This window comes from Blautia aquisgranensis, from assembly GCF_040096615.1.
GTDB lineage: Bacteria > Bacillota > Clostridia > Lachnospirales > Lachnospiraceae > Blautia_A > Blautia_A aquisgranensis.
The window spans coordinates 121,210-146,308 of sequence record NZ_JBBMEJ010000001.1 but is presented as its reverse complement, the minus strand read 5'-3'; the positions used below and the strand labels follow the sequence as shown (position 1 = coordinate 146,308).

At 43.2% G+C, this 25,099-nt stretch carries 23 protein-coding genes; 21 read left to right on the top strand and 2 right to left on the bottom strand.

Annotation, left to right across the window (positions count from 1 at the left end):
* Positions 1-35: 35 nt before the first annotated feature.
* The 18 genes from WMO28_RS00715 to WMO28_RS00630 all read left to right on the top strand — a co-directional run bounded on the left by WMO28_RS00715 (position 36) and on the right by WMO28_RS00630 (position 21,252).
* Positions 36-1,487: an efflux RND transporter periplasmic adaptor subunit gene (locus WMO28_RS00715; protein WP_349055787.1), complete on the top strand. Its 1,452-nt coding sequence runs from the start codon at positions 36-38 to the stop codon at positions 1,485-1,487.
* Positions 1,484-2,155 carry an ABC transporter ATP-binding protein gene (locus tag WMO28_RS00710; protein ID WP_119240375.1) on the top strand — a complete coding sequence of 224 codons (672 nt, stop codon included), beginning with the start codon at positions 1,484-1,486 and terminating at the stop codon, positions 2,153-2,155. The genes WMO28_RS00715 and WMO28_RS00710 overlap by 4 nt, the downstream gene beginning before the upstream one ends.
* A gap of 4 nt (positions 2,156-2,159) precedes the next feature.
* A complete protein-coding gene (locus tag WMO28_RS00705; RefSeq protein ID WP_349055786.1) occupies positions 2,160-4,277 on the top strand; it encodes an efflux RND transporter periplasmic adaptor subunit in 2,118 nt (705 codons plus the stop codon).
* 17 nt (positions 4,278-4,294) lie between these two features.
* The gene (locus tag WMO28_RS00700) at positions 4,295-5,557 is read left to right on the top strand and encodes an ABC transporter permease (RefSeq protein ID WP_349055785.1); all 1,263 of its coding nucleotides are present in this window, start codon (positions 4,295-4,297) and stop codon (positions 5,555-5,557) included.
* Between the two features lie 169 nt (positions 5,558-5,726).
* Entirely contained in the window at positions 5,727-7,343 is a 1,617-nt protein-coding gene (gene ptsP / locus WMO28_RS00695) for a phosphoenolpyruvate--protein phosphotransferase (RefSeq protein ID WP_349055784.1), read from the top strand.
* A 153-nt stretch (positions 7,344-7,496) separates the two neighbouring features.
* Positions 7,497-8,366, top strand: coding sequence for a DegV family protein (locus WMO28_RS00690; protein WP_178643484.1), 870 nt, complete (start codon positions 7,497-7,499; stop codon positions 8,364-8,366).
* 39 nt (positions 8,367-8,405) lie between these two features.
* The gene (gene argS / locus WMO28_RS00685; protein WP_349055783.1) at positions 8,406-10,172 is read left to right on the top strand and encodes an arginine--tRNA ligase; all 1,767 of its coding nucleotides are present in this window, start codon (positions 8,406-8,408) and stop codon (positions 10,170-10,172) included.
* Between the two features lie 214 nt (positions 10,173-10,386).
* On the top strand, positions 10,387-11,661 hold the full coding sequence (locus WMO28_RS00680; protein ID WP_349055782.1) for a serine/threonine protein kinase: 1,275 nt from the start codon (positions 10,387-10,389) through the stop codon (positions 11,659-11,661).
* Positions 11,630-12,646 carry a hypothetical protein gene (locus WMO28_RS00675; protein ID WP_178643478.1) on the top strand — a complete coding sequence of 339 codons (1,017 nt, stop codon included), beginning with the start codon at positions 11,630-11,632 and terminating at the stop codon, positions 12,644-12,646. Before WMO28_RS00680 ends, WMO28_RS00675 begins: the two co-directional genes overlap by 32 nt.
* Positions 12,647-12,702: 56 nt before the next feature.
* On the top strand, positions 12,703-13,350 hold the full coding sequence (locus tag WMO28_RS00670) for an HAD family hydrolase (protein WP_349055781.1): 648 nt from the start codon (positions 12,703-12,705) through the stop codon (positions 13,348-13,350).
* A 29-nt stretch (positions 13,351-13,379) separates the two neighbouring features.
* Positions 13,380-14,180 carry a CPBP family intramembrane glutamic endopeptidase gene (locus tag WMO28_RS00665; RefSeq protein ID WP_349055780.1) on the top strand — a complete coding sequence of 267 codons (801 nt, stop codon included), beginning with the start codon at positions 13,380-13,382 and terminating at the stop codon, positions 14,178-14,180.
* 316 nt (positions 14,181-14,496) lie between these two features.
* Positions 14,497-14,871 (top strand): GntR family transcriptional regulator, encoded by a 375-nt coding sequence (locus WMO28_RS00660; protein WP_349055779.1) that lies wholly within the window; start codon positions 14,497-14,499, stop codon positions 14,869-14,871.
* Positions 14,864-15,763: an ABC transporter ATP-binding protein gene (locus WMO28_RS00655; protein WP_349055778.1), complete on the top strand. Its 900-nt coding sequence runs from the start codon at positions 14,864-14,866 to the stop codon at positions 15,761-15,763. Before WMO28_RS00660 ends, WMO28_RS00655 begins: the two co-directional genes overlap by 8 nt.
* Complete coding sequence (locus WMO28_RS00650; protein ID WP_349055777.1) at positions 15,741-17,924, top strand: DUF6449 domain-containing protein; 2,184 nt, start codon at positions 15,741-15,743, stop codon at positions 17,922-17,924. The genes WMO28_RS00655 and WMO28_RS00650 overlap by 23 nt, the downstream gene beginning before the upstream one ends.
* Complete coding sequence (locus WMO28_RS00645; protein ID WP_021977310.1) at positions 17,924-18,691, top strand: pseudouridine synthase; 768 nt, start codon at positions 17,924-17,926, stop codon at positions 18,689-18,691. The genes WMO28_RS00650 and WMO28_RS00645 overlap by 1 nt, the downstream gene beginning before the upstream one ends.
* Positions 18,692-18,870: 179 nt before the next feature.
* Positions 18,871-19,614 (top strand): 30S ribosomal protein S2, encoded by a 744-nt coding sequence (gene rpsB / locus WMO28_RS00640; protein ID WP_021977311.1) that lies wholly within the window; start codon positions 18,871-18,873, stop codon positions 19,612-19,614.
* Positions 19,615-19,650: 36 nt separating this feature from the next.
* On the top strand, positions 19,651-20,589 hold the full coding sequence (gene tsf / locus WMO28_RS00635) for a translation elongation factor Ts (RefSeq protein ID WP_349055776.1): 939 nt from the start codon (positions 19,651-19,653) through the stop codon (positions 20,587-20,589).
* A gap of 315 nt (positions 20,590-20,904) precedes the next feature.
* Entirely contained in the window at positions 20,905-21,252 is a 348-nt protein-coding gene (locus WMO28_RS00630) for a type IIL restriction-modification enzyme MmeI (protein WP_349055906.1), read from the top strand.
* Between the two features lie 13 nt (positions 21,253-21,265).
* On the opposite strand, the gene WMO28_RS00625 is transcribed toward WMO28_RS00630, so the two are convergent.
* A complete protein-coding gene (locus tag WMO28_RS00625; protein WP_173757337.1) occupies positions 21,266-21,715 on the bottom strand; it encodes an Rrf2 family transcriptional regulator in 450 nt (149 codons plus the stop codon).
* 227 nt (positions 21,716-21,942) lie between these two features.
* Here WMO28_RS00625 and WMO28_RS00620 point away from each other — a divergent pair, with 227 nt between their 5' ends.
* Positions 21,943-22,569, top strand: a complete 627-nt coding sequence (locus WMO28_RS00620; RefSeq protein ID WP_349055775.1) for a DUF3786 domain-containing protein — start codon at positions 21,943-21,945, stop codon at positions 22,567-22,569.
* Here the strand turns inward: WMO28_RS00620 and WMO28_RS00615 are convergent.
* Positions 22,491-23,138, bottom strand: coding sequence for a TetR/AcrR family transcriptional regulator (locus tag WMO28_RS00615; RefSeq protein ID WP_119241028.1), 648 nt, complete (start codon positions 23,136-23,138; stop codon positions 22,491-22,493). The two genes, WMO28_RS00620 and WMO28_RS00615, sit on opposite strands and share 79 nt — an antisense overlap.
* A 168-nt stretch (positions 23,139-23,306) precedes the next feature.
* Here WMO28_RS00615 and WMO28_RS00610 point away from each other — a divergent pair, with 168 nt between their 5' ends.
* A complete protein-coding gene (locus tag WMO28_RS00610; RefSeq protein WP_349055774.1) occupies positions 23,307-24,077 on the top strand; it encodes an ATP-binding protein in 771 nt (256 codons plus the stop codon).
* 85 nt (positions 24,078-24,162) lie between these two features.
* Positions 24,163-25,095 (top strand): AAA family ATPase, encoded by a 933-nt coding sequence (locus WMO28_RS00605; RefSeq protein WP_349055773.1) that lies wholly within the window; start codon positions 24,163-24,165, stop codon positions 25,093-25,095.
* Positions 25,096-25,099 lie beyond the last annotated feature (4 nt).

Below are 25,099 nucleotides of genomic sequence, written 5' to 3'. Positions count from 1 at the left end.
TAATTTTGTCATTTTGCTGAGAAAAGAGGACAGATATGAAAAAACGCATTTTAATTGCTCTCGGAATTCTTATACTGGCAGCGGGCATTGGAGCTGGTGGCTGGTATTATTATACACATCGTACAGAATCCGGAAGCAGTGATAATACTGTATACGTAACAAAAATCAGTAAGCTTTCAGAGACAGACTCGGGTGTGGAAAACCGGTATGCCGGTGTGGTGGAACCGCAGGAGACTGTACAGGTAAAGATTGAGAGTGGACGGAAGGTAAAAGAAGTGCAGGTAAAAACAGGTGAGGAAGTGAAGAAGGGACAGCTTCTTTTCCAGTATGATCTTGGAAGCATTCAACAGAGTCTCCAGGAAGCACAGCTGGCACTGGATCGTCTGAAGAATGAGGCATTAAGTATCTCTGATCAGATCACTACACTGGAAACTGAGAAAAAGAAGGCTACAGCAGACAATCAGCTTTCCTATACAATAGAAATCGAAACACAGAAAATGAATCTCAAGAAGAACGAGTACGATCAGAAGAGCAAACAGGCAGAGATTGAGAAACTTTCTCAGGCAACTCAGAACACGGAGGTCCGCAGCGAGATTGATGGAGTGATCCAGAAGATCGATACTTCCAAGATGGGCGGAGATGAATCTGAGGGAGTGAATGATACACTTACAGAGGGAGATTCTTCAGATTCCGGTTCCGGGGACAGTTCCAGCAATGCTTTTATCACGATCCTGAGTACAGGTGCTTATCGTGTAAAGGGAACAGTAAATGAGATAAACAGAGATTCCATTATTGAGGGAACACCTGTGATCATCCGGTCCAGAGTAGATTCATCAAAGACATGGAAAGGAACCATGGGGGCTGTGGACATGGATAATTCTACTGAGAATAAGAGCTCAGACATGGCTATGTATGGAATGTCCGGTTCAAGCGATGATCAGACATCCTCCAGTACATATCCTTTTTATGTGAATCTGGATTCTTCTGACGGCCTGATGCTTGGACAGCATGTTTATATTGAAGCAGATGAAGGTCAGGATGAAGAAAAGATCGGTATCTGGCTGAATGACTATTTTATTGTTGATGCAGATACAGATAACCCTTATGTATGGGTTTCAGGAGACAATAATAAACTGGAGAAGAGAAGCGTTGTACTGGGGCAGTATGATGAGAATCTTGCAGAATATGAGATTGCAGATGGCCTTACTGAGAAAGATAAGATCGCATTTCCGACAGATGAGTTGAAAGAAGGAATTTCTGTGGTAGAAGGAACTACCAGCCAGACTACTGCGGCTATGTACGATACCGGGGACAGCGAAGAGGATTATGGAGATAGTTCTGATGCAGATTATGGAGATCTGGAAAGTGATGGAGAAGAACCGGAGATGATCGAAGATGGAACATCAGACAGTGATATGACGGATGTTACCGATGATATTTCTTCTGGAGATGATCTTGTTCCGATGGAAGGAGCACCGACAGAATGATTTTGGATTTAAAAGGAATATATAAGGATTACCAGCAGGGTAAAATGACAGTTCCTGTACTGAAGGACGTGAATTTTTCTATGGAGGAGGGAGAATATGTTGCAATCATGGGGCCGTCCGGTTCCGGAAAGACCACACTGATGAATATTATCGGATGTCTGGATAAGCCGACCAAAGGTACATTCCTCCTGAATGGGGAAGATATCGCCAAATGCTCTGAGAATGAGATGTCAGATCTCCGCCTTAAGACGATCGGTTTTGTATTTCAGAGTTTTCATCTTCTTCCAAGGCAGAGTGCACTTACCAATGTGGAATTGCCTCTGAATTACGCGAAAGTTCCCAAAAAAGAACGCAGGGAACGAGCATTGAAGGCACTGGAACGAGTTGGACTTGCAGAACGAGTGAATTTCAAGCCGAACCAGTTATCAGGAGGACAGATGCAGAGGGTTGCCATTGCAAGAGCTATTGTGAACAATCCGAAACTCCTGCTGGCCGACGAGCCTACCGGTGCGCTGGATACGAAGTCCGGAGCACAGGTTATGGAACTTTTTCAAAAACTGAATGATGAAGGAGTTTCTGTACTGATGATCACCCATGACCCTGAGATTGCAGCACATGCCAAGAGAGTTGTTACCATCCGTGATGGTGAGCTGCAGGAAAAGAGGTGATAACATGAAAATTGTGAAGAGAGTCATTGCAGGTGTGCTGATCGTGGTACTTGCTGTGGGAGGAATCTACACAGGCCTGCGACATGTAAAAGAATCCAAGGTAACAGAAGTACCGGTAACAAGTGTCAGCAATCTGCAGACGGACTGGTATTCTGAAACAACTTTGGACGGAACCATTACTACCAATGTTACCCAGAATGTAAACATGGATAAGGATATGATCATTGATAAGATATATGTTTCACAGGGTGACGATGTAAAAAAAGGAGACAATCTGATCTCTTTTGACATGACTCTTGTAGAGATGGAACTGAATATTGCAAAACTGAAACTGCAGAAACAGGAACAGGATCTTGCCAAGGCACAGAAACGTCTTGTAAGTCTTCAGAACGGAGGCCCTGTTGAGGATGATACAGACGGTACAGATGATACAGGGCTGGATTCAGTAGGCAATGAAACAGGAAGTGATGATGAAATGAGTTCATCTGATGCAGGATCTGATGGAAACGGAGATGATTCCATGCAGTCAATAACCGGATCAGCTGCATCTGTGGCAGATGGAAATTATCTGGCATCTGCATCTCATCCGCTGCTTCTCAGTGCTTTTACGGAAGCGTCATCCGACACAGCTGTACAGGCAGCGGAAACTGTGCAGTCAGACGAAACAGAAACTACAGATAATGCTTCCCAGGGTGCGGAGGATCTTTCACAGGATACATCTTCCGGAGATTTTAGTAGCGACAGTAATCAGTCATCCGATAATGTTACAGATGATTCCGATGATGCCACTGCCGGACCATCTTTTCAGGATCCTTCAGCCAGTGATTTTACAGATGGAGGAGCAGACTGGAATTCAGGAACAGATGATGCACCGACAGTATCTCCGACTCCAACGCCAACGTTAGGACCTGATGAACTTCAAAATCCGGATTATACAGAACCGGGAATTCCGGGAATTACAGACGGTGAGCCACAATTTTATCAGAAACTGGATTATAAATCTGAGCCTTTTACAGGTACTGGTACAGAGGAAGATCCATATGTTTTTCTGGTAAGCAGTGCCAAAGGCAAAGTTACAGTTATGGGATCTTTCTTTAACCGTATGGCCGGCTACAGTGACGATGGAACAAAGGTAGTACAGGAAGGCGGAAGCTGGTTCCAGCTGGAATTCCATGAGAATGACACCATTGCAGATTTCAATGACAGGAAATTATCCTGTACAGGATATTATCTTATTGATGGAAGCCTTCTGGAAAAACCTGTTTATATGTATGCAGAGACAGAATTTACATTGGATGGAGCATCAAAGTATGATAACAATTCCGGTGATGATGATATTCCGGGTGATGGAGGAGACGGAGATGACAGTACAGATGGTAGTGCCATGTCAAGAGAGGATGCCATCAAGATCCAGAAGAATAAGATATCAAGTCTGAAGCTTGATATTGAAGAAAATAATCTGAATATCACCAAACTTGAAAATAAGGTAAAGAACAAACTTGTGACAAGTAAGCTGGATGGAACAGTTGCATATATTGGCGATGAGGCAACCGGTTCTTACAATGGAGATGCTTTTCTTAAAGTAAAGAGTAAGGATGGATTCTATGTAACCGGTACAGTCAGTGAGCTGATGAGGGATCAGATGCAGGAGGGCGCGCTTCTTCAGTGCACCAGTTATGATTCCGGAAGCTTCGAGGCCAGAGTTTTGAATGTATCGGACTATCCGGTGGATTCCTCCAACAATTTTTCTTATGGAGGAGATTCCAATCCTAATGTATCTTACTATACATTTAATGCGGAGATCACAGATCAGTCCCTGCAGTTCACAGATCAGGATTATGTGACCATAACTCTGCAGTCTAATAAACTTGCAAAAGGAAGTCTCGTTGTGATGAAAGCTTTTATCCGGACAGAACATGGAAACAGCTATGTTTATAAAGACAATAACGGAACTTTAAAGAAACAGCAGGTTACAGTTGGAAGTATTGTAAACAGTGGCTACTATGCAGTCGTAACATCTGGTCTGAAATCGGATGATCTTCTGGCATTCCCTTATGGGGATACCGTACAGGAAGGTGCCAAAACAAAAGAAGTTACATTGGATGACATGTATAATCAATAACAGGAAGGAGAAATTTCATGCTTGAAAATATACGCCTGGCTTTTCAGGGAATATGGTCACATAAGATGAGATCCTTTCTGACCATGCTGGGTATTATTATTGGTATTGCATCAATTATTGCAATTGTATCTACGATCAAGGGAACCAGTGAACAGATCAAGGAGGATCTCATCGGTTCCGGAAATAACACGGTTCAGGTTCTGCTTTATGATGGAGACAGTGCTTATGACATGGACTATGGTTCCTATGGAAGTACGGCAACGCCTCCGGTTGTTTCTGATTCGCAGAAGGCTGCACTTGCTGACCTGGATCATGTAATCAGCTCTACATTTTATTACAGCAGCCAGTCTGCCAGTGTTTATTATAAGAACACAAGCTTTCAGGGAGGAACCGTATATGGAATCGATGCGAATTATCTGAAAACCATGGGATATCTGGTTCAGTCAGGAAGAGGTTTTGTGCAGAAGGATTATGACAGCTATCGCAAGGTTGCGCTTGTAGATTCCAATGCTGCACAGAATATTTTCGGAAGTGAGAATCCGGTGGGGAAAACGATCGAGATCGGTTCAGAGCCATATACGATCGTAGGTGTGATCACGCAGAGTGAAGATAACATGCCGAAGATCAACACGCTTTCCGAGTATGAGGAGTATTCCCAGACGATCATGGGAAGTGTGATGATCCCGGATGCTACCTGGCCGATCGCATTTAAATTCGATCAGCCGCAGAACGTGATCGTTCGTGCGGACAGCACAGATACCATGAGTGCCGTAGGTAAGGCAGCAGAGGATGTGCTGAACAACGGAATTCAGAATGAGAAAAACAAGACAAATTTTAAATACAAGGCAGAGGATATCATGGAAAAGGTCAAGAACCTGCAGAAGCTCAGCGAGAGCACCAATCAGCAGCTGATCTGGATCGCAAGTATTTCTCTTCTTGTAGGTGGCATCGGTGTTATGAATATTATGCTGGTATCTGTTACAGAGCGTACCAGCGAGATTGGCCTTAAAAAAGCCATTGGGGCGAGAAAAAATATCATTCTTGGTCAGTTTCTCACAGAGGCTTCGGTGCTGACCAGTATTGGAGGAATCATAGGTGTCATACTGGGAATCATACTGTCCAGGGTGGTGGCTCAGGTTTCCGGGGCGCCAACGGCCATCAGTGTTCCGGCTATCATAGGTTCGGTGGTATTTTCCATGCTGATCGGTCTGATTTTCGGTCTGCTTCCGTCTGTAAAAGCAGCCAACTTAAACCCGATCGATGCACTTCGCAGCGAATAGTGATCTGTTAGACATGCAGGTTTTTTTCTGAAATTTCAGAAAGAGACATGCATGTCTTTCTTTTTACTGTTTTTTACAGGAACGCAAAAAAATCATGGCAGAAGTATGGGGGTGTGTGCTATAATACATCGCAAGTGGGCAAATATATATATCAGAAGGAGATAATTTCATGAAGGTTTTGGAAGGTAAATCTGTATTTTCCGGTATTGCCATTGGCAAGATCTCAATCCTCCAGAAGGTTGACACCAGCGTAAAACGTGTTCACGTGGAGGATCCGGAAGAAGAGGTAAAGCGTGTGGAGGCAGCGAAAGAGCAGGCCGTAGCACAGCTTCAGAAGCTTTATGACAAGGCTCTTCAGGAGGTTGGAGAGTCCGGAGCGGCAATCTTTGAGGTTCATCAGATGATGTTAGACGATGATGATTATCTGGATTCCATTCATAACATTATCCGCACAGAGTCTGTAAACGCAGAGTATGCTGTTGCAACAACTGGCGATAACTTCTCATCCATGTTTGCACAGATGGACGATGATTACATGAAGGCAAGAGCTGCCGATGTAAAAGATATCTCAGATCGTCTTGTACGTGTACTTTCCGGTCACGGTGACGGAAACCTTGAGGCGTCTGAGCCGGTGATCGTAGTAGCAGAGGATCTTGCACCAAGTGAGACTGTACAGATGGATAAGAGCAAGGTGCTTGCTTTTGTCACAAGAAAAGGTTCTTCTAATTCACATACAGCGATTCTTGCAAGAACCATGAACATTCCGGCACTGATCAATATCGAATACGATGAGTCTATGGACGGAAAAACGGCCATCGTAGACGGAAAGAGCGGAAACCTGATCGTTGAGCCGGACGAAGAAACACTTAAGAAATATGAGAATATGCGTGCAGATGAGATCGCGCAGCGTGCAATGCTCAAAGAACTCAAGGGAAAAGAAACCGTAACCAAGAGCGGGCGTAAGCTTCATCTTTATGCGAATATCGGAAGCACAGGCGATGTAGCAAATGTACTGGCTAATGATGCAGAGGGTATCGGACTTTTCAGAAGTGAGTTCGTATATCTTGAGAAAGAAGATTATCCGACAGAGGAAGAGCAGTTCCAGGTTTACAAAACCGTTGCACAGAATATGGCCGGAAAGAAGGTTATCATCCGTACTCTTGATATTGGAGCGGACAAGCAGATCGATTATTTCAATATGGCGCATGAGGATAACCCGGCTATGGGATATCGTGCGATCCGTATCTGTCTGGACCGCCCGGAGGTATTTAAGACACAGCTTAGAGCACTTTTCCGCGCAAGCATGTTTGGAAATATTTCCATTATGTATCCGATGATCATTTCCGTAACAGAAGTGAAGCAGATCAAGGCAATCGTAGCCGAGGTCAAGGCAGAGCTGAAGGAGCAGGGAATCCCGTTCCGTGATGATGTGGAGCAGGGTATTATGATCGAGACTCCGGCTGCTGTAATGATCAGTGACCTTCTTGCAAAAGAGGTTGACTTCTTCAGTATCGGAACGAATGACCTGACACAGTACACACTGGCGATCGACCGTCAGAACGCAAAACTGGATAACATTTACGATTCTCATCATGAGGCAGTTCTCCGCATGATCCAGATGGTTGTGGATAACGCACACAAGGAGGGCATCTGGGCAGGAATCTGTGGTGAGCTTGGAGCGGACACCACACTCACAGAGAGATTCGTGGAGATGGGACTGGACGAGCTTTCTGTTTCACCGACTTTCGTACTTCCTGTAAGAAAAATTATAAGAGAGATGGAGTAATAGCCAGGTCAGATTCAGATATTTTTATAAATAATAATGAAACAGCTGCTGTATGAAATATATGGCAGCTGTTTTTCATGGAAAATTTCCAATTGTGGTACAGAAAAAAATATGATACACTATCGTTATGGCTTTTTATAGGAGGATGAGAAAATGGGCAAGATCGCCATTGTGACTGACAGTAACAGCGGCATCACGCAGGCTCAGGCAGAAGAGCTGGGCGTTTATGTGATCCCAATGCCGTTTTTTATTAACGAAAAAATGTATCTGGAAGGTGTCACTCTTACACAGGAAGAGTTTTATGAGAAACTAAAACAGGATGAACCGATATCAACATCTCAGCCAAGTCCGGCAGAACTCTGTGATCTCTGGGATAAGCTTCTGAGAGATTATGAGGAGATCGTACATATCCCGATGTCGAGCGGGCTCAGTGCGTCCTGTTCTACAGCAATGGGACTGGCTACAGACTATGATGGACGTGTTCTGGTAGTGGATAACCAGAGAATTTCCGTGACACAGAGACAGTCTGTTCTGGATGCGAAGATGCTGGCGGAAGCTGGAAAGAGCGCAGCAGAGATCAAGAAAATCCTTACTGATCAGAAATTTGATTCCAGTATCTATATTACACTGGATACTCTGAAATACCTTAAGAAAGGCGGAAGAATCACACCGGCGGCAGCAGCGATCGGAACAGTTCTGAACCTGAAGCCGGTATTGCAAATCCAGGGAGAGAAGCTGGATGCTTATGCCAAGGTCCGTGGCAAGAAGCAGGCGAAGCGTGCCATGCTTAAAGCCATGAAGAAGGACTGGGAGACACGTTTTCCGGAGTTCGTAGCGAAGGGCGAGATGTGCCTTGAGGCTGCTTATGCAGGAAACCCGGAAGAAGCAGAGGAATTTAAGAAAGAGATCCAGGAAGTATTCCCGGGACAGGAGATCCATATGGATCCTCTTTCCTTAAGTGTTGCCTGCCACATTGGTCACGGTGCTCTTGCCGTTGCCTGTGCAAGAAAGGTCACATTATAAATCATAACAGAGAAATGAAGATTCGAGGAGTTTTGGAACATGAAGAAGATTATGGAACAGATGGCGGAAGAGCTTTCCGCAGCATTTGAAAAAGCTGGCTATGATCCGGCATACGGTAAGGTTACTGTTTCCAACAGACCGGACTTATGTGAGTATCAGTGCAATGGTGCAATGGCCGGTGCCAAGACATACCACAAGGCACCGTTTATGATCGCGGATGATGTGGTAGCACAGCTTAAAGACAGTGAGATATTTTCCAGGGCAGAGGTTGTAAAGCCTGGATTTATCAATCTGGATGTGAAGCCGGAGTTTGTTGCAGAATATATGAATAAGATGGCAGAGGATGAGAAGCTTTCTGTTGAGACAGCCAAGAATCCGAAGACCATTATCATTGATTACGGCGGACCAAACGTTGCCAAGCCGCTTCACGTAGGACATCTTCGTTCTGCGATCATCGGAGAGAGTATTAAGCGTATCGGACGTTTTGTAGGACATAAGGTGATCGGTGATGTGCATCTTGGAGACTGGGGTCTTCAGATGGGACTGATCATCACAGAGCTGAAACACAGAAAACCGGAGCTTGTATATTTTGATGACAGTTTTACCGGTGAGTATCCGGCAGAAGCGCCGTTTACCATCAGCGAGCTGGAGGAGATCTATCCATGTGCCAGCGGCAAGTCCAAAGAGGATGAGGCATACCGTAATGAGGCGCTTGAGGCTACTCACCTTCTTCAGCAGGGTAAGAGAGGTTATATGGCGTTGTGGAACCACATCATGAATGTGTCCGTAACAGACCTGAAGAGAAACTACGCGAACCTGAATGTGGATTTTGACCTCTGGAAAAAAGAGTCCGATGCACAGCCATATATCCCGGATATGGTAGAGGATATGAAGAAACGTGGCTTTGCATATGAGGATCAGGGTGCCCTCGTTGTAGATGTAAAAGAAGAGAGTGACACCAAGGAAATCCCGCCATGTATGCTTCTGAAATCTGACGGAGCATCCCTTTATACAACCACAGATCTTGCGACGATCGTGGAGCGTATGAAGCTTTTCCAGCCGGATGAGATCCTTTACGTTGTTGATAAACGTCAGGAGCTGCATTTTATCCAGGTATTCCGCTGTGCAAGAAAAACAGGTCTTGTGAAGCCGGAGACGAAGCTTTCCTTCCTTGGTTTCGGTACCATGAACGGAAAAGACGGCAAGCCGTTTAAGACAAGAGAGGGCGGCGTTATGCGTCTGGAGAACCTGATCGCAGACATCGATGAGGAGATGTACCGCAAGATCGTGGAGAACCGCAGTGTCAAAGACAAAGACGCCAAGGAAACAGCCAAGATCGTAGGTCTTTCCGCAATCAAATACGGAGATCTTTCCAACCAGGCTACCAAGGATTATATCTTTGATGTTGACCGTTTCACCTCCTTTGAGGGAAATACAGGTCCCTATATCCTTTATACGATCGTTCGTATTAAATCCATCCTGAACCGTTACGTACAGGAAGGCGGAGATTTAAGTACAGGTAAGATCCTTCCGGCTGTAAATGCAAGCGAGAAGAACCTGATGCTTCAGCTTTCCGCTTTTGCGGCAATGGTTGAGAATGCTTTTGAGGAAAAAGCACCGCACAAGATCTGTGCATACATTTATGAGGTATCCAACGCATTCAACAGTTTTTATCATGAAACGAAGATCTTAAGCGAGGAGAATCAGGCACAGAAGGAATCTTTCATTCAGCTTCTTCAGCTTACAAGAAGAGTGCTTGAGACAAGTATTGATCTTCTTGGATTCTCTGCACCGGATCGTATGTAAGAGAAAACAATTTTTTGAAGCCCACAGGGATATTGTCTGGCAGGAACAGATTCCTGTCAGACACACCCTGGGTATTATATATACATATCTGAGTTATCTGAATCCGGGATTCACCGGAATTTATCCATTTATTGAAACACTATCAAAATATAAATATTTTCCAACAAAATATTGTCTGTGACAATAGAAATCAAAATGATAAATGAAGCATCATATGAAAATAGAATATGAGAGGAAGGTGATCTGTCTGATTGGAACAGTTCTGAAAGGGCGTTACTGCGTAATGGAACGAATTGGGCGGGGAGGCGGTGGCAGTCTGTACCTGGTCAGAGACATGGAGTTGGGGGTGTACCGCGCAGTAAAAGAAATACCTGCTGCAGGAAAAAGAGAGGCAAAGCTGATGCGACTGCTGGAGCATCCTGCTATACCAAGGATCGTTGATTATGCAGAGGATAGAGAATTCTGCTATCTGATCATGGAATATATACAGGGACAGTCTTTGGGTGAGATGCTTCGCAGCGGAAAAATTTTTTCCATGAGAGAAATATTGCATTTGGGAATAGAAGCTGCACAGGTGATGGAATATCTTCACGGCCGGAAGCCTGCGGTTTGTTATGGAGACTTGAAGCCGGATAATTTGATGCTCTGTGAAACCGGGCATCTATATCTTGTGGATTTTGGAAGTGCTATGTCTGATTACGGAAATACAGGGCAAAGCTTGGAAGGTACGAGAGGCTATGCGGCACCGGAACAGTATCAGGGACGGATCAGCCCTGCAAGTGATATTTATGCTTTGGGAAAAACTCTCCGGGTACTTGCCAGAAGAAAAAAGCGGCTTCTTCTTATTTATCCGGAATTTGCCTGGTTCCTGTTCCGGTGTACCGGAAAACAGGAAAAATACAGATACAGGGATATGGGCACAGTCAAAAAAATTCTTCAAAAACTGGAAATTCGTTATCGTGCGGTTACCTGGCGAAAACGTTTTCTTGAAGCTTTTGGAACAGGATTTCTGATCTGTGTGATTGCTTTGGCAGCGATTGTCCTGAGACAGGAGGATTTTGAGTCAGCAGTTTCAGAAGTGACAGATCTGTATTACGAAACAGAAAACTATCCAAAAGATTCAGAAGTCCGTAAGACTTCCTGCCAGATAGCAGAGAAAAAACTGCAAAAGTTAAGAGAAGTCTGTCGTGAAAAAATGAAGCAGCGTCGGATCGAGCTTCTGCTGGCTTGGAATGCAGAGCTCAAAGGAGAACCGGAACGAGCGGCACTATATTATGAAAATCTTCTTTTGTATGATGAAAAATTTCGGGATGCTTATGGTGAGTATGGAATGTTTCTGATTCGAAAGAGTCAGAAAGATGCAAGCAGAAAATTGTGGAGAAATTATCAGTCAATGGAAAAAAAGGATGTTCTGGAAGGTGAAAAGGGAAGAAATTTGCTTTTATGGGAGGAAATAAATGAAAAGGATAAGGAAGAAAAGAAATCCTGACTGGAAAAAAGTATTATATGGAATTTTTCTGAATGTGACATTTCTGGGATTCATGCGGGAATGTGCGATGCCTGCTTATGGATTTGATGCAGTTGTAAGCTACGATACCGGAGGATTTGACATGGATATCGGAGAAGGAACCGGAGAGCTTCCGGGAAACTGGGATACGATGGATACTATGGAAGATCAGAGTCCTGACGCAGAGGAAAATCCTACAGAAGCCGATAGAGATACAACAGATGTCGACAGCAGTGTGGGTGCAGAAAACGAAGCAGATATAACAGAAGATGTTAGTACTTCAGAAGTGGAAAACGGAGATGGGAATAATTTTTCTGAAAACAACGGGCAGGAGGATAATACACCGGGTGATTCTGGAATGGAGGCTGCCGAAAGTTATGAATACCAGGAAAGTGATAGTGTAAATGGAAATGCTGTAATCGAAAACGGGAACGATAATATACAAACGGAAGAAGCAGATGAAATATGGAGTAGCAATGAAATGGGTAGGAATAGCAGTCAGGAATCTGATAACAGTATAATGCTGACAATACCTGAGACACCAAAACCTCCAATTTCTTTTATGCCGAAACCGACGCTTTCACCAGAACCGGCGAAGAAGGTAAGTACAATTCCGAAGATTTCCCCTAAAATAAAAGATCATGAAACAGATAAACAAAACATGGCATTATCCTATTATCAGACAGGTGAAAAAAACGCTTCATCATCAGATAAAGAGAAGGATAGAGAAAAATGTCCTTCTTTTCAGGCAGGATTGCAGGGGGATAAGATTTGTATCAAAATTGGGCAGGATGATCCTGTGCAGATCCTTTCTTTTCGGCTCAACGGGAAAGAATGTAACTGGTGCTGGCAGGGAAAGGTATTCCAGGCAGAGGTACCGAAAGGAACCGGCAAAGATCTGAAAGCAGAGCTTCTTGTATATGTTCGTTCCGGTAAACTGTATCACAAGATTCTGAGATTGCGATAAAAGAAAAACAGTGATACAATAGGCGTACTTATTGATTTTGCACAGGAGGAAAATTTATGTATAAAGCAATCTTTTTTGATCTGGACGGAACTTTGACGGAATCTGGAGAGGGAATCACGAAATCGGTACAGTATGCACTGGAGAAACTTGGAGTAGAAGCACCGGATCTGAAAGATCTGGAGGTTTTTGTAGGCCCGCCGCTTCTGGAACAGTTTATGAAATATGCAGGCTTTGATAAGAAAACAGCAGAGAAAGCGATCGAATTTTACCGGGAACGTTATACAGAAAAAGGTATGTTTGAGAATACAGTATATCCGGGCGTGGAAGAGACACTTTCTGAGCTGAAACGGAGAGGCTACCGTCTTGCTGTGGCATCCGCAAAGCCGGCCTTCTATGTGACGCAGATCATGGATCATTTTAATCTCAGTCAGTATTTTGAGGTGATCGCAGGAACAGACCTTAACGGTCCGAAGATCACGAAATCCCAGGTCATCGAGGAAGCCCTGGAAAAAATGAATCTTTCAGATCACAGGGATCAGGTGATCATGGTAGGAGACAGAGAACATGATATTCTGGGTGCCAGAAAATGTGATGTCCAGTGTGTGGCAGTTACTTATGGATACGGAAGCAGAGAAGAGCTGGAAAAAGCACAGCCGCTTCAGATCGTAGATTCTGCAGCTGAACTTTTGAATTTTTTCGACTGACCCCTCTGCACAGGCAGAATATTTTTCGAATGGTGTGGAGGGAGCTCTATCCGGTAGGGCTTCATTACCTGATCGGACAGATCCTTGGAAGTGCAGTTCTGCTCTGGCTGATGAATCATGTGCAGGATGCGAAAGATTCCTATTACAGCTATACGATCGTGATCACAGGACTTACGGGAGTGCTGGTAATGTTTCCAGCCGTGTATTTTTACAGAAGAGACCGTGTGGGAAGACTGATCGGAGGACTGACATCAATAGAAGAGCAGAAGCTGACAATCCCGGAAATGCTGCTTCTTCTGGCAGCAGGAGCCGGTTTTGCCCAGTATGCCAATGTTCTGGTGGCGATTCTGCAGAACTGGATCCAGTCCACGACCTACAGTGATACCATGACGAAGATCACCTCCGGAAAAGGTCTTCTTATGATGATCTTCTGGATGGGAATCGTAGCTCCCATTGCGGAAGAAATGATTTTTCGCTGGCTGGTTTATCTGCGGCTGCGGGATCATTTTTCGGTTCTGGTTTCAGCAGTTATCTCGGCAGCATTTTTTGGGATCTATCACGGAAACATACCACAGGCTGTTTATGCGTTTATTCTGGGGGCTCTCTTTGCATGGTTCCTGGAAATGGGAGGTAATAAATGGGTCAGCGTTTTCCTGCATATAGGTGCGAATACATGGATTCTTATATTTGGAGAATATGCTGAGATACTGGTAAAGAAATTCGGGGCAGGAATGCTGCTGATGAGTTATGGTATCCTGGCAGCGGCGATGATCGGTGCATATCAGTGTTTTGCACGCAAAGGCGAGAAGCGTGGCTACCGGGCTGTGTGATCCGTGAAAAGATAACTGAAAATTAACATAAAAAAAAGAATCTGCATCAGAAGGATAAGTACCTGGAAATTCAGGTACATTTATGTATACTTATCTGGCGGCAGATTCTTTTTTTATGAATCAGATGATTTCAATGTTTTAATTACGAAAAATAATAAACAGCGGGTAGGGAAAATGGAACTGTTATGGTAGTTTATATATTTTTTATATTTATTTAAGACCAGGCATATTGTAGTTTAAACTCATACATGCTAATATAAGTGTATTAAAAAGATTAATACACTTAATACACATATTACAGAGAAAGGAGTGTCATATGCTATTCTTGGATTATCAGGACAGGCGGCCGATCTATGAACAGATTTTGGAAAAATTCCGGCTGCTGATCCTGTCGGGGGCAATGGAACCAGATTCCAGAATGCCGTCAGTCCGCCAGCTGGCCATGGAATTGTCAATCAATCCCAATACCATCCAGCGTGCCTATATGGAACTGGAGCAGCAGGGACTGATCTATCCGGTGAAAGGAAGAGGCAGTTTTGTTACAGGCAGCAGCGAGATACGGCGGATCGGAATGGAAGAAATTTTGCGTGAGCTGAGAGAAACGACAGAGAAGTGCAGAACTTTCGGCATAGAAGAAGAGGAAATTATACAAGTGATCAGAGAATGCTACAAGGAGGGAGACAATGATTGAGATCAGAAACTGCAGCAAGGCATTCGGTAAAGTGCAGGCAGTAAATCAGGTAAGCATGGATATCGGAGAACATGAAGTGTTCGGACTTATCGGTTCCAATGGAGCAGGAAAGAGCACCCTATTACGTATCATGGCAGGAATCATCTGTCAGGACAGCGGAGAGGTACTGCTCGATGAACAGCCGGTTTTTGAAAATGAGAAGATAAAGGAGCAGTTTTTTTACATACCGGATGATGCCTACATCCCGGCTAACTATACAGCTTCTGATATGACAGAGTATTACAGATGTTTTTACCCGGGATTTCGTCAGGAACAGTTTGAGAAGCTGATAAAACAGTTTCATCTGGATAAAAAAAGAAAGATCAGTACTTTTTCCAAAGGAATGAAAAAACAGCTTCTTGTAATACTGGGAATCTGTGCAGGAACGAAATATCTGTACTGCGATGAAACCTTTGACGGACTGGATCCGGTAATGCGCCAGGCAGTAAAGAGCCTTTTTGCATCGGAGATCATGAACCGGGAATTTACACCTGTGATCGCCTCTCATAATCTCCGTGAGCTGGAAGATATCTGTGATCATATCGGCCTTCTTCATAAGGGCGGAATTCTTCTCTCCAGAGATCTGGAAGATATGAAATTCCATATTCATAAGATACAGTGTGTACTTACAGACAAGTCAAAAGAAGAAATGCTGATAAAAGAACTGGACGTTCTTAAGACAGAACATCAGGGTTCCCTTTTACTTCTTACGGTAAGAGGTACAAGAACAGAGATCGTGGAGCGCGTTCAGGCGAAAAATCCTCTTTTCTGTGAGATACTTCCACTGACTCTGGAGGAAATTTTTATCAGTGAAACGGAGGTGGCAGGCTATGAAGTCAAAAATTTATTCTAGTGAATATATCAAAAATTCTTCAAAAGGACAGAGGTGGATTCCTGCATTTGCCATGATCGCATTTCTTCTTGCATTTCCGGTAGCGGAACTTATTCTGATGGGAAAATGGAATGAGCGCAGCTACACTCAGAGTCAGCTTGCCTATCTGTATTCAAGCTTGTGGAGCAGTGATTTTCTTACAATGGGAGCGATTGTTGCTGCAGTAACAGCATTTTTGGCTGCAGTAAGCGGATTCTGGTATCTGTATTCTCCAAGAAAAGTGGATTTTTATCACAGCCTTCCGGTAAGGAGAAGTGCACTGTTTTTGCACAGAGTATTACTGGCTGTTCTTTATTATCTGATTCCATATATAATCATGGAATTCGCTGCAGTATGCATCGGAGCAGCCAGAGGATATTATAGCCTCTCCATCATGAAAAAGGCACTGATACTGTTGGTAATCCATTTCCTGATGTATCTTCTGGTGTATTTTTCCACAGTGCTGGTGATCGCCTGCACCGGTACCATGCTGATGGGAGCACTTGCATGGGCAGGGCTGTTTACATACAGTATCGTTCTTACAGTGATGCTGCAGATAAGCGGACTTTTATTTTTTGATACCTGGTACGAAGGTAGTTACGGGATTCTGGCAGCAGTGCGGGATCTGGGTTCTCCCCTTATGGTGATTGTGAGCTTTATGGATAAATACAGCAGCGGGAACTATGGAAAACAGTTAATGATACTGATTCTTATGTTGCTGATGATGGCAGTATTATCATGGATGGCGTTTTGCAGACGGAGATCAGAAAATACCGGAAAAGCACTGGCATATACCTGGATGGAACCGGTCTTAAGTGCCATGATCACAATACCTTCCGGTCTGGGTATCGGTCTGATCTTTTATATGATCCCGGAAGATTCATCCAAAACAGCATGGTGGATCTTCGGAATGATACTGGGAACGATCCTGGTCCATGGAATTCTGGAAGTGATCTACGAAATGGATTTTCACAGATTTTTCCTCAGAAAAGTGCAGCTTATGATCTTTGGAGGATTCGTGGCAATCTGTGCACTGACCATGAAAATGGATCTTCTGGGATATGACAGTTATTTTCCGGCTTATGACAATCTTCAGGGAGTTGTGATAAATGTAAGCAATTTCTCATATACAGAGCAGCTTTGCAATGTAGAAAAAAAAGAAGACGGAATCTATAAGATCCGGTATACTGCCACCTCAGACAATAGTTCTGGTCTGCTGGATCAGCCGGTGATGAAAAGTAAAGCATTATATAACAGTCTGAAGGATATCAGGATTCAGAATGAAAAAGGAAAAAAACCAGGAAAACGAATGTATGTACGCTACATAAATAAACAGGGATTCAGTGTATGCAGAAGCTATAGTGTATCCTCTGCACAGGCGCAGAATCTTATGGAAGCCCTGTATGATGAGCAGACATGGAAAGAAGACAGATATTCATTTTTCCAGCTGGACAAACAGTATCTGAAAGAGGTCACCGGTACTTTCTGTGACGGAGATATTCAAACATTATTTGAGAAAAATGCAGAGAAGCGTCAGGCGCTGGCAGAGGCGCTGAGAAAGGACATTTTGGAAAACGGCGGTCAGACAGTAAAAGACCAGCCATGCGCAATGCTGATGTTCGATTATGCGGGAATTCCGTCAGAAGGATACATGGATGAATGGGGAATGAATGTACCGGCTGTTCAGGAAGGAGAGAGGGTGTCTACCTCCGTTCTGGTGTATCCGGTATATAAGAGAACACTTGCAATTTTGGAAGAAACAGGATATCCTCTTTCCATGGATGAGCTGTCTGTTGAGTATATTGATGTTTATTACTTCAGCTCCGAAGCTGCCGGCGAAGATGATGAGGTTTTTTCCGACATTGAGCCTGTTTCGGATCTTGAAGAAACAGAGAACGGTTATAAAGTCCGTTACGATAAAAAGGAACAGCTGGAAGCCCTGAAAAAGTGTATCCGCCCATCACAGCTGGTAAACGGATGGACTATCTGGAATGCAGATGTCACAATGGAAGTGGTTTTGGAAGGACAGGAGAGCACCGACGGAGATTCCGGACTTTATATGACATTTGCCGGTGAGATCCCGGATTTCATCAGAGCAGATGCAAAGGCAGCCCATGTAACAGAATGGGAGGTAAATGATTAATGGAAAAACCAGTCCGGCTGGATAAATTTCTGGCAGATGCCGGCGCAGGTACACGAAGCGAGGTAAAAAAATACATACAGAAGGGTCAGGTGCAGGTTAACGGGAAATCTGTGAAGAAACCGGAACTGAAAGTAACAAAAGAAGATCAGGTGGTTATGAACGGGCAGGAAATTCATGCTGCACCGGAATATGTATACTATCTTTTTAACAAGCCGGCAGGCTGTGTCAGCGCAACGGAGGACTCCAGAGATAAAACGGTTCTCGACTATATTGAAGAGAAAGATAGAAGAAAGGGACTTTTTCCGGTAGGGCGTCTGGATAAAGATACAGAAGGTTTCCTTCTGATCACAGACGACGGTCCTCTTGCACATGAGCTTCTTTCTCCGAAGAAACACGTGGATAAGACTTACTATGCAAAGGTATCCGGAAAAGTGACAGAAGAAGATGCCAGGGCGCTGGCAGAAGGAGTGGATATCGGGGAAAAGGATCTCACACGCCCGGCAAGGCTTGAGATCCTTTCCACCTGGGAATCCGACACAGGATCGGAGGAAAACGGTAAGAGATGGGAATCCGAGATCCGCCTTACCATCCATGAAGGAAAATTTCATCAGGTGAAACGGATGATGGAAGCACTGGGAAAAAAAGTTACCTATCTCAAAAGGCTTTCCATGGGACCGCTGGCGCTCCCGGCGGATCTTCCGACAGGAAAATATCGTCTGCTCACCGAAAAAGAGCTGGAGCTTCTGAAATCTGCCGGGAACCGCTGAAAAACAGAAAAAAATTGGAAAAATCCCCTTTACATAAGGGGATTTCCTATGCTATAATTCAGAAGTTGCAAAAATAAGCACGCACGGCGATTCTATAAGGATGGTGCCCTACGGTGTGAGGATGGGTCCAGAGAGAAGGCGACCTGTGCGGAAGAATTTAACCAAAAAGGAGAAAAGACATGAGCGTTATTTCAATGAAGCAGCTTTTAGAGGCAGGTGTTCATTTCGGACATCAGACAAGAAGATGGAACCCTAAAATGGCTCCGTACATCTACACAGAGAGAAATGGTATCTATATCATCGATCTTCAGCAGTCTGTAGGAATGGTTGACGATGCTTACAATGCAGTAGCAGATATCGTTGCCAACGGTGGACACATCCTTTTCGTAGGAACTAAGAAACAGGCTCAGGATGCTATCCGTACAGAGGCAGAGCGTTGTGGAGAGTTCTTCGTAAATGAGAGATGGCTTGGTGGTATGCTTACAAACTTCAAGACAATCCAGAGCCGTATCGCAAGACTGAAAGAGATCGAGACAATGGAAGCTGACGGAACATTTGACGTACTTCCTAAGAAAGAAGTAATCGAGCTTCGCAAAGAGCTTGCTAAACTTCAGAAGAACCTTGGCGGAATCAAAGAGATGAAGAGAATCCCGGATGCTATCTTTATCGTAGATCCTAAGAAAGAGAGAATCTGCGTACAGGAGGCTCATACACTTGGAATCCCGCTTATCGGTATCTGCGATACAAACTGTGATCCGGAAGAGCTTGACTATGTGATCCCGGGAAATGACGATGCTATCCGTGCAGTAAAACTCATCGTTTCCAAGATGGCTGACGCTGTTATCGAGGCTAAGCAGGGAACTGCTGAGGCAGACGGCGAGATCGAGGCTGAGTCTGAGGAGTTTGCAGCTACAGAGGAATAATTCGTATAAACAGAATATTTCAGGAGGAAACAAACAATGGCTATTACAGCAGCACAGGTAAAAGAGTTAAGAGAGATGACCGGCGCCGGAATGATGGATTGTAAGAAAGCTCTTACAGCTACAGAAGGCGATATGGATAAAGCAGTTGAGTTCCTGCGTGAGAAAGGTCTTGCTACAGCACAGAAGAAAGCAAGCCGTATCGCAGCAGAGGGTCTTTGCAAAACTCTGGTAACAGAGGATGGAAAGAAAGCAGTCGTTGTTGAGGTTAATGCTGAAACAGACTTCGTTGCAAAGAACGAGAAGTTCCAGGGCTATGTTGCAGATGTTGCAGCACAGGCACTTAACACAACAGCAGCTGATATCGATGCTTTCCTTGCTGAGGCATGGGCACTTGATACAACTAAGACTGTAAAAGAGGCTCTTGCAGCTCAGATCGCAGTAATCGGCGAGAACATGAACATCCGTAGATTTGCTCAGGTTGAGGAGCAGAACGGATTCATCGCTTCCTACACTCATATGGGTGGAAAGATCGGTGTTCTTGTAGACGTTGAGACAGATGTTGTTAACGATGCTGTTAAAGAGATGGCTAAGAATGTAGCTATGCAGATCGCAGCTCTGAAACCGCAGTACACAAGCGACAAAGAAGTAAGCGCTGAGTACATTGAGCATGAGAAAGAGATCCTTATGGCTCAGATCCAGAACGACCCGAAGGAATCTCAGAAACCGGCTAAGGTTATCGAGGGAATGATCACAGGCCGTATCAAGAAAGAGCTGAAAGAGATCTGCCTTCTTGACCAGACATACGTAAAAGCAGAGGACGGAAAACAGTCTGTTGCTAAATACGTAGAGCAGGTAGCAAAAGAGAACGGCGCTAAGATCCAGATCAAAGGCTTCGTTCGCTACGAGACAGGCGATGGTCTTGAGAAGAAAGAAGAGAACTTCGCTGAGGAAGTTGCAAAACAGATGGGTAAATAATCCATTAACTTAAGTTTTCATTATATTAATAAGTCTGAATTTAAGTATTTAAAGGCTCTGAAAGCCTTATAAACACTACGTTTCACAGTGATTATAAGGTTTTCGGGGCTTTTTTCTATATTTTTCTAAAAAAGTCCTGAATACCGCCAAGCATCGCTGGAAATCACCAAGAATCTCCTCAAATTGAGTATTGAGTAAGGAAAAACTGAGTAAAAGCAAAGACTTGCAATCTTCAGCGAAGTTACTCAAATTATCAGCGGTTTCATCAGATCACCATAATTTCAAAAATCAAATTATTAACTTAAAAACTAATCTATATTCCATGATTATCTGGAAGGGTTTGATACAAGGCACATGAGAAAAGCTGTGATTGAGCTGTTCCAGGTGCCTGATACAAAACCAGAAGACAGAGATCCATATATGGAAGAATTTCTGGCACAGTTCCCATATGTAAATGGTGGGTTGTTTGCAAATGAAGATATTGAAATTCCACAGTTTACGGATGAAATCAGAAATCTTTTACTGGAAAAAGCATCAGCAGATAACGGTTCAGAGAACAAAGAGACCAGCTTCCTTTTGGCGTTAATACAGGATCAATTAAAAATTTTTTTCCACTATAACATAAAAAAATGGTGGCATTTCGTATCTGCTGAAGGTACATAAGAACATTCTCCTGTCATATAATGTTCTGTAAATCAATCTGCATGGATGTTCGCTGATAATAGGTATTTATGATGTCCTGTAAAGTAATCGTATTCATTTTTTCTTCGGCAGCCTTTTGAATTTCATTATAGAATTCCTGTAAAGACAACTGAATATTAATGCCAACGCCACAATCAGGGTTGGTATGAGTATCTAAATGAAGCAGCGGTTTCTCGCCTTCAACTGCTTTATAAATATCCAGCAATGTAATCTGGTCGGCTGGTTTTGAAAGAGAAGGACGGGCATGTCCGGCTACACTGGTCATAAGTCCGGCTTTTTTTAGTTTTAACATAAGCTGGCGCACAAAGCCGGGATTTGTATGGACACTTTCTGCAATTGAGGCACTGGAGAGAGATTTTTCCTGGTTGATAGCAATCAGAACCATCACATGAACAGTATCACTTAATTTCGTTGAATATTTCATGATAAGAAACTCCTTGTAGTATGATATAATGATTTTGCTTTCACATTTTTGAGACAAAATATTTCTGGCTTGTTAAAAACATCTCAAGTTCTCAACAGTTCTTTTCAATGTGTTGAGAACTTGTACATATTCTTTATTTTGATGATTGTAAATAATATAATTACAACTATAATGAAATTTAAAGGAAAAGTCAACACAGTAATGAAACTTACGGCAAAGGAGAACTTATGGAATACAAAAATCAAACAGAAAATCGTGCATTTCAGGAAATGTTGCAGGCAGCAGTAAAACGGTTACAAAATCGTTCCGGAGAGGAGATTGCTGCAAAAAGCGGGACTGTTTTTCATAGCAGCCGAAATGTACTTGAGATAATGAGTTTTTATGAAACGATTGAAATTCAACTTCCTGAATTCTATATTAACTCAGACATAGATGAATGGCATTATCTGACATTGTTGCATTATCTGGATATGGCCGATGGCACAGAGGTCTCACAGAAGCTCATTACTTTTGGTAACCTGAAAGATGGATTGATTCGGGGAACCAAGTTTGACCGGACAGCAGAGCAGAAACTGGAAAAACTCTTACAGGGCAAAGATCCTGAAAAAATAAAAAAAGCATGTAAAAGCCTGGGTGCAGAATTCACAGAGACAAAGGCGGATCTGTGTGCTGTTTTTCCAGTTCTGCCAAGATATCCGGTAACTTTAAAGATATGGTTTGCGGATGAAGAATTTCCTGCATCTGGAAAACTATTTCTTCAAGATCATGCCGATCATTATCTGAGTGTAGAAGATGCAGTAACAGTCGGAGAAATCCTGCTGCAAAAATTATCGGAAGCATTTTCTTCCCTCTGATCATGAATCAGAAAACTTTCCAGTCCGGCTTTGATAAATTTGTCAATTGTTGTCTGAATCTGTTGCCAGTCATTACAGTGATTGCGGAGCATCAGTCTGTTGATGGAAAGGCAGCCATTCATTTGAAAATAAAAAACCGATTCTGCCTGTTCAAAGGTCAGAAGGCTGTGTGACATAAGCCAGGTCACATAGCCTTCTTTTGTATTTTCTGCCAATTTTTCCAGAAGAATGGGGGCAATTGCATCATCCAGAAACAGTGCCCTGTATTGTGATTCCATCTGTATTTTCTGACAGAACGGATAGGAACAGCTTTTTTGATTTAGACAGAATAAATGATCTACAGTTGTTAACATATCCTGAGTCATATCATTAAAAATATCTGATAATACATCATGGACATCGTAGTAATGAAGATAAAAAGTGCCACGGTTGATTTCAGCATTTTTGCAGATCTCTGTAACTGTAATTTTCGTAAAACTTTTCTGCTTTAACAATTCTAAGAACGTATCTTTTATGGTTTGCCTGGTATAGCGGGTACGGCGATCTTGTTTTCTCGTTTTTTCTGACATTATATACTCCTGTATTATTTGGTATCATATGATTTCTCAACAATTTTTCTGATGTGTTGAGTAGCCATACAAATCTCACAGATTGATTATTGTAATTCATATAGTAACAACTATAATGAGATTTAAAGAAAAAGTCAACATATTGTTCAGAATTTTAGGAGGAAAAACATGGGACATGTAATTGCAGTATCAGGAAAAGGCGGCGTAGGAAAAACAACTCTTTGTGGATTATTGATCCAGTATTTGTGTGAAAGTGGGAAATGTCCGGTTCTGGCCGTGGATGCAGATGCGAATGCCAATTTAAATGAAGTACTTGGTGTGGAGCCGGAAATCACACTTGGAGAGTTGAGAGAAGAGATTGAGCGGGCAGGCGTAGACCCACGATATCAGATCCCATCCGGTATGACGAAGCAGGCATATCTGGAAATGCGTCTTTCTGATGCGATTGTGGAAGAAGATGATTATGATCTGATGGTAATGGGGCGAACCCAGGGACAGGGCTGCTATTGTTTTGTAAATGGTCTTGTGCAGACCCAGGTTCAGAAACTGCAAAGCCATTATCCATATATTGTGGTTGATAACGAAGCAGGTATGGAACATATCAGCAGAGGAATCCTGCCAATGATGGAAGTTGCGATTCTTGTAAGTGACTGTTCCAGAAGAGGTGTTCAGGCAGCCGGACGTATTGCAAAGCTGATGAAGGAGTTAAACTTTAAACCACAGAAAACAGGATTGATCGTGAATCGTGTTCCAGATGGAAAACTGGATGCCGGAACTCTGGAAGAAATCCGAAATCAGGGACTGGAACTGTTAGGGGTTGTACCACATGATGACCAGGTATATCAGTATGACTGTGAAGGAAAGCCGATCATACGGCTTCCGAAAGATTCTCCTGTAAGAAGTGCACTGGGAGAAATTGTAAAGAAGTTAGGATTGTGAGTTGGAGGATTGAAAGTTTGAAGATTGAGTATACAGAAATATTATCTGATTTGGTATAACCAATTGCAAAGAAAGGAATATCTTCATGAGAAATCATTGGACAGAAATAGAAAAATATTTAGAAGATCAGAAGATAGCGCAGGAACTGATTGGAGAACTGAGAGATTTTCACATGCGTTATGAGGTAGAGGATCAGGTAAAGGAACGGGTAGAAAAACCGGATATCCTATTTTATGGGAAAAAGATTCTGGAAATGTCAATAGCAGCGCTTCTTCAGGGAGATAACCTGTTACTTTCCGGTGCGAAAGCTACAGGAAAAAATGTACTATGTGAGACACTGGCATGGATATTTGGAAGACCGGAATACGACATTTCTTTTCATGTAAATACAGACAGTGCCGATCTGATTGGAACGGATACCTTTATAAATAATGAGGTTCGCCTTCGGAAAGGCCCCATCTACCAATGCGCGGAATTTGGAGGATTTGGAATCCTAGACGAAATCAATATGGCAAAAAATGATGCGGTTTCTGTACTGCATGCCACACTGGATCATCGGCGCAGAATCGATATTCCAGGATATAACAGGATTTTACTTCATCCGGCAACACGATTTATCGGTACGATGAATTATGGTTACGCAGGTACCAGAGAGCTAAATGAAGCGTTGGTTTCAAGGTTTATGGTAATTGATATGCCTGAAATGGATGAGGATAGTGTCCTTTTTGTATTAAGACAACATTTTCCAGATGGGGAAAAAAGTGCACTGAAAGCTTTTGCAGGACTGTTTCTGGATTTGCAGATCAAAGCTTATCATGGAGAAATCTCAACAAAATCTCTTGACCTGAGAGGATTGGTTTCTGCTGTAAAAGCAACAAAAAGCGGACTTTCTCCAATTGATACAATCCAGATGGGGATCATAAATAAAAGTTTTGATGTATTTGAAAAAGAGATCATAGAAGATGTGGTTTCTACCAGAATCCCATCTTCCTGGACCGGAAAAGACATATGGGGGTAAGCTT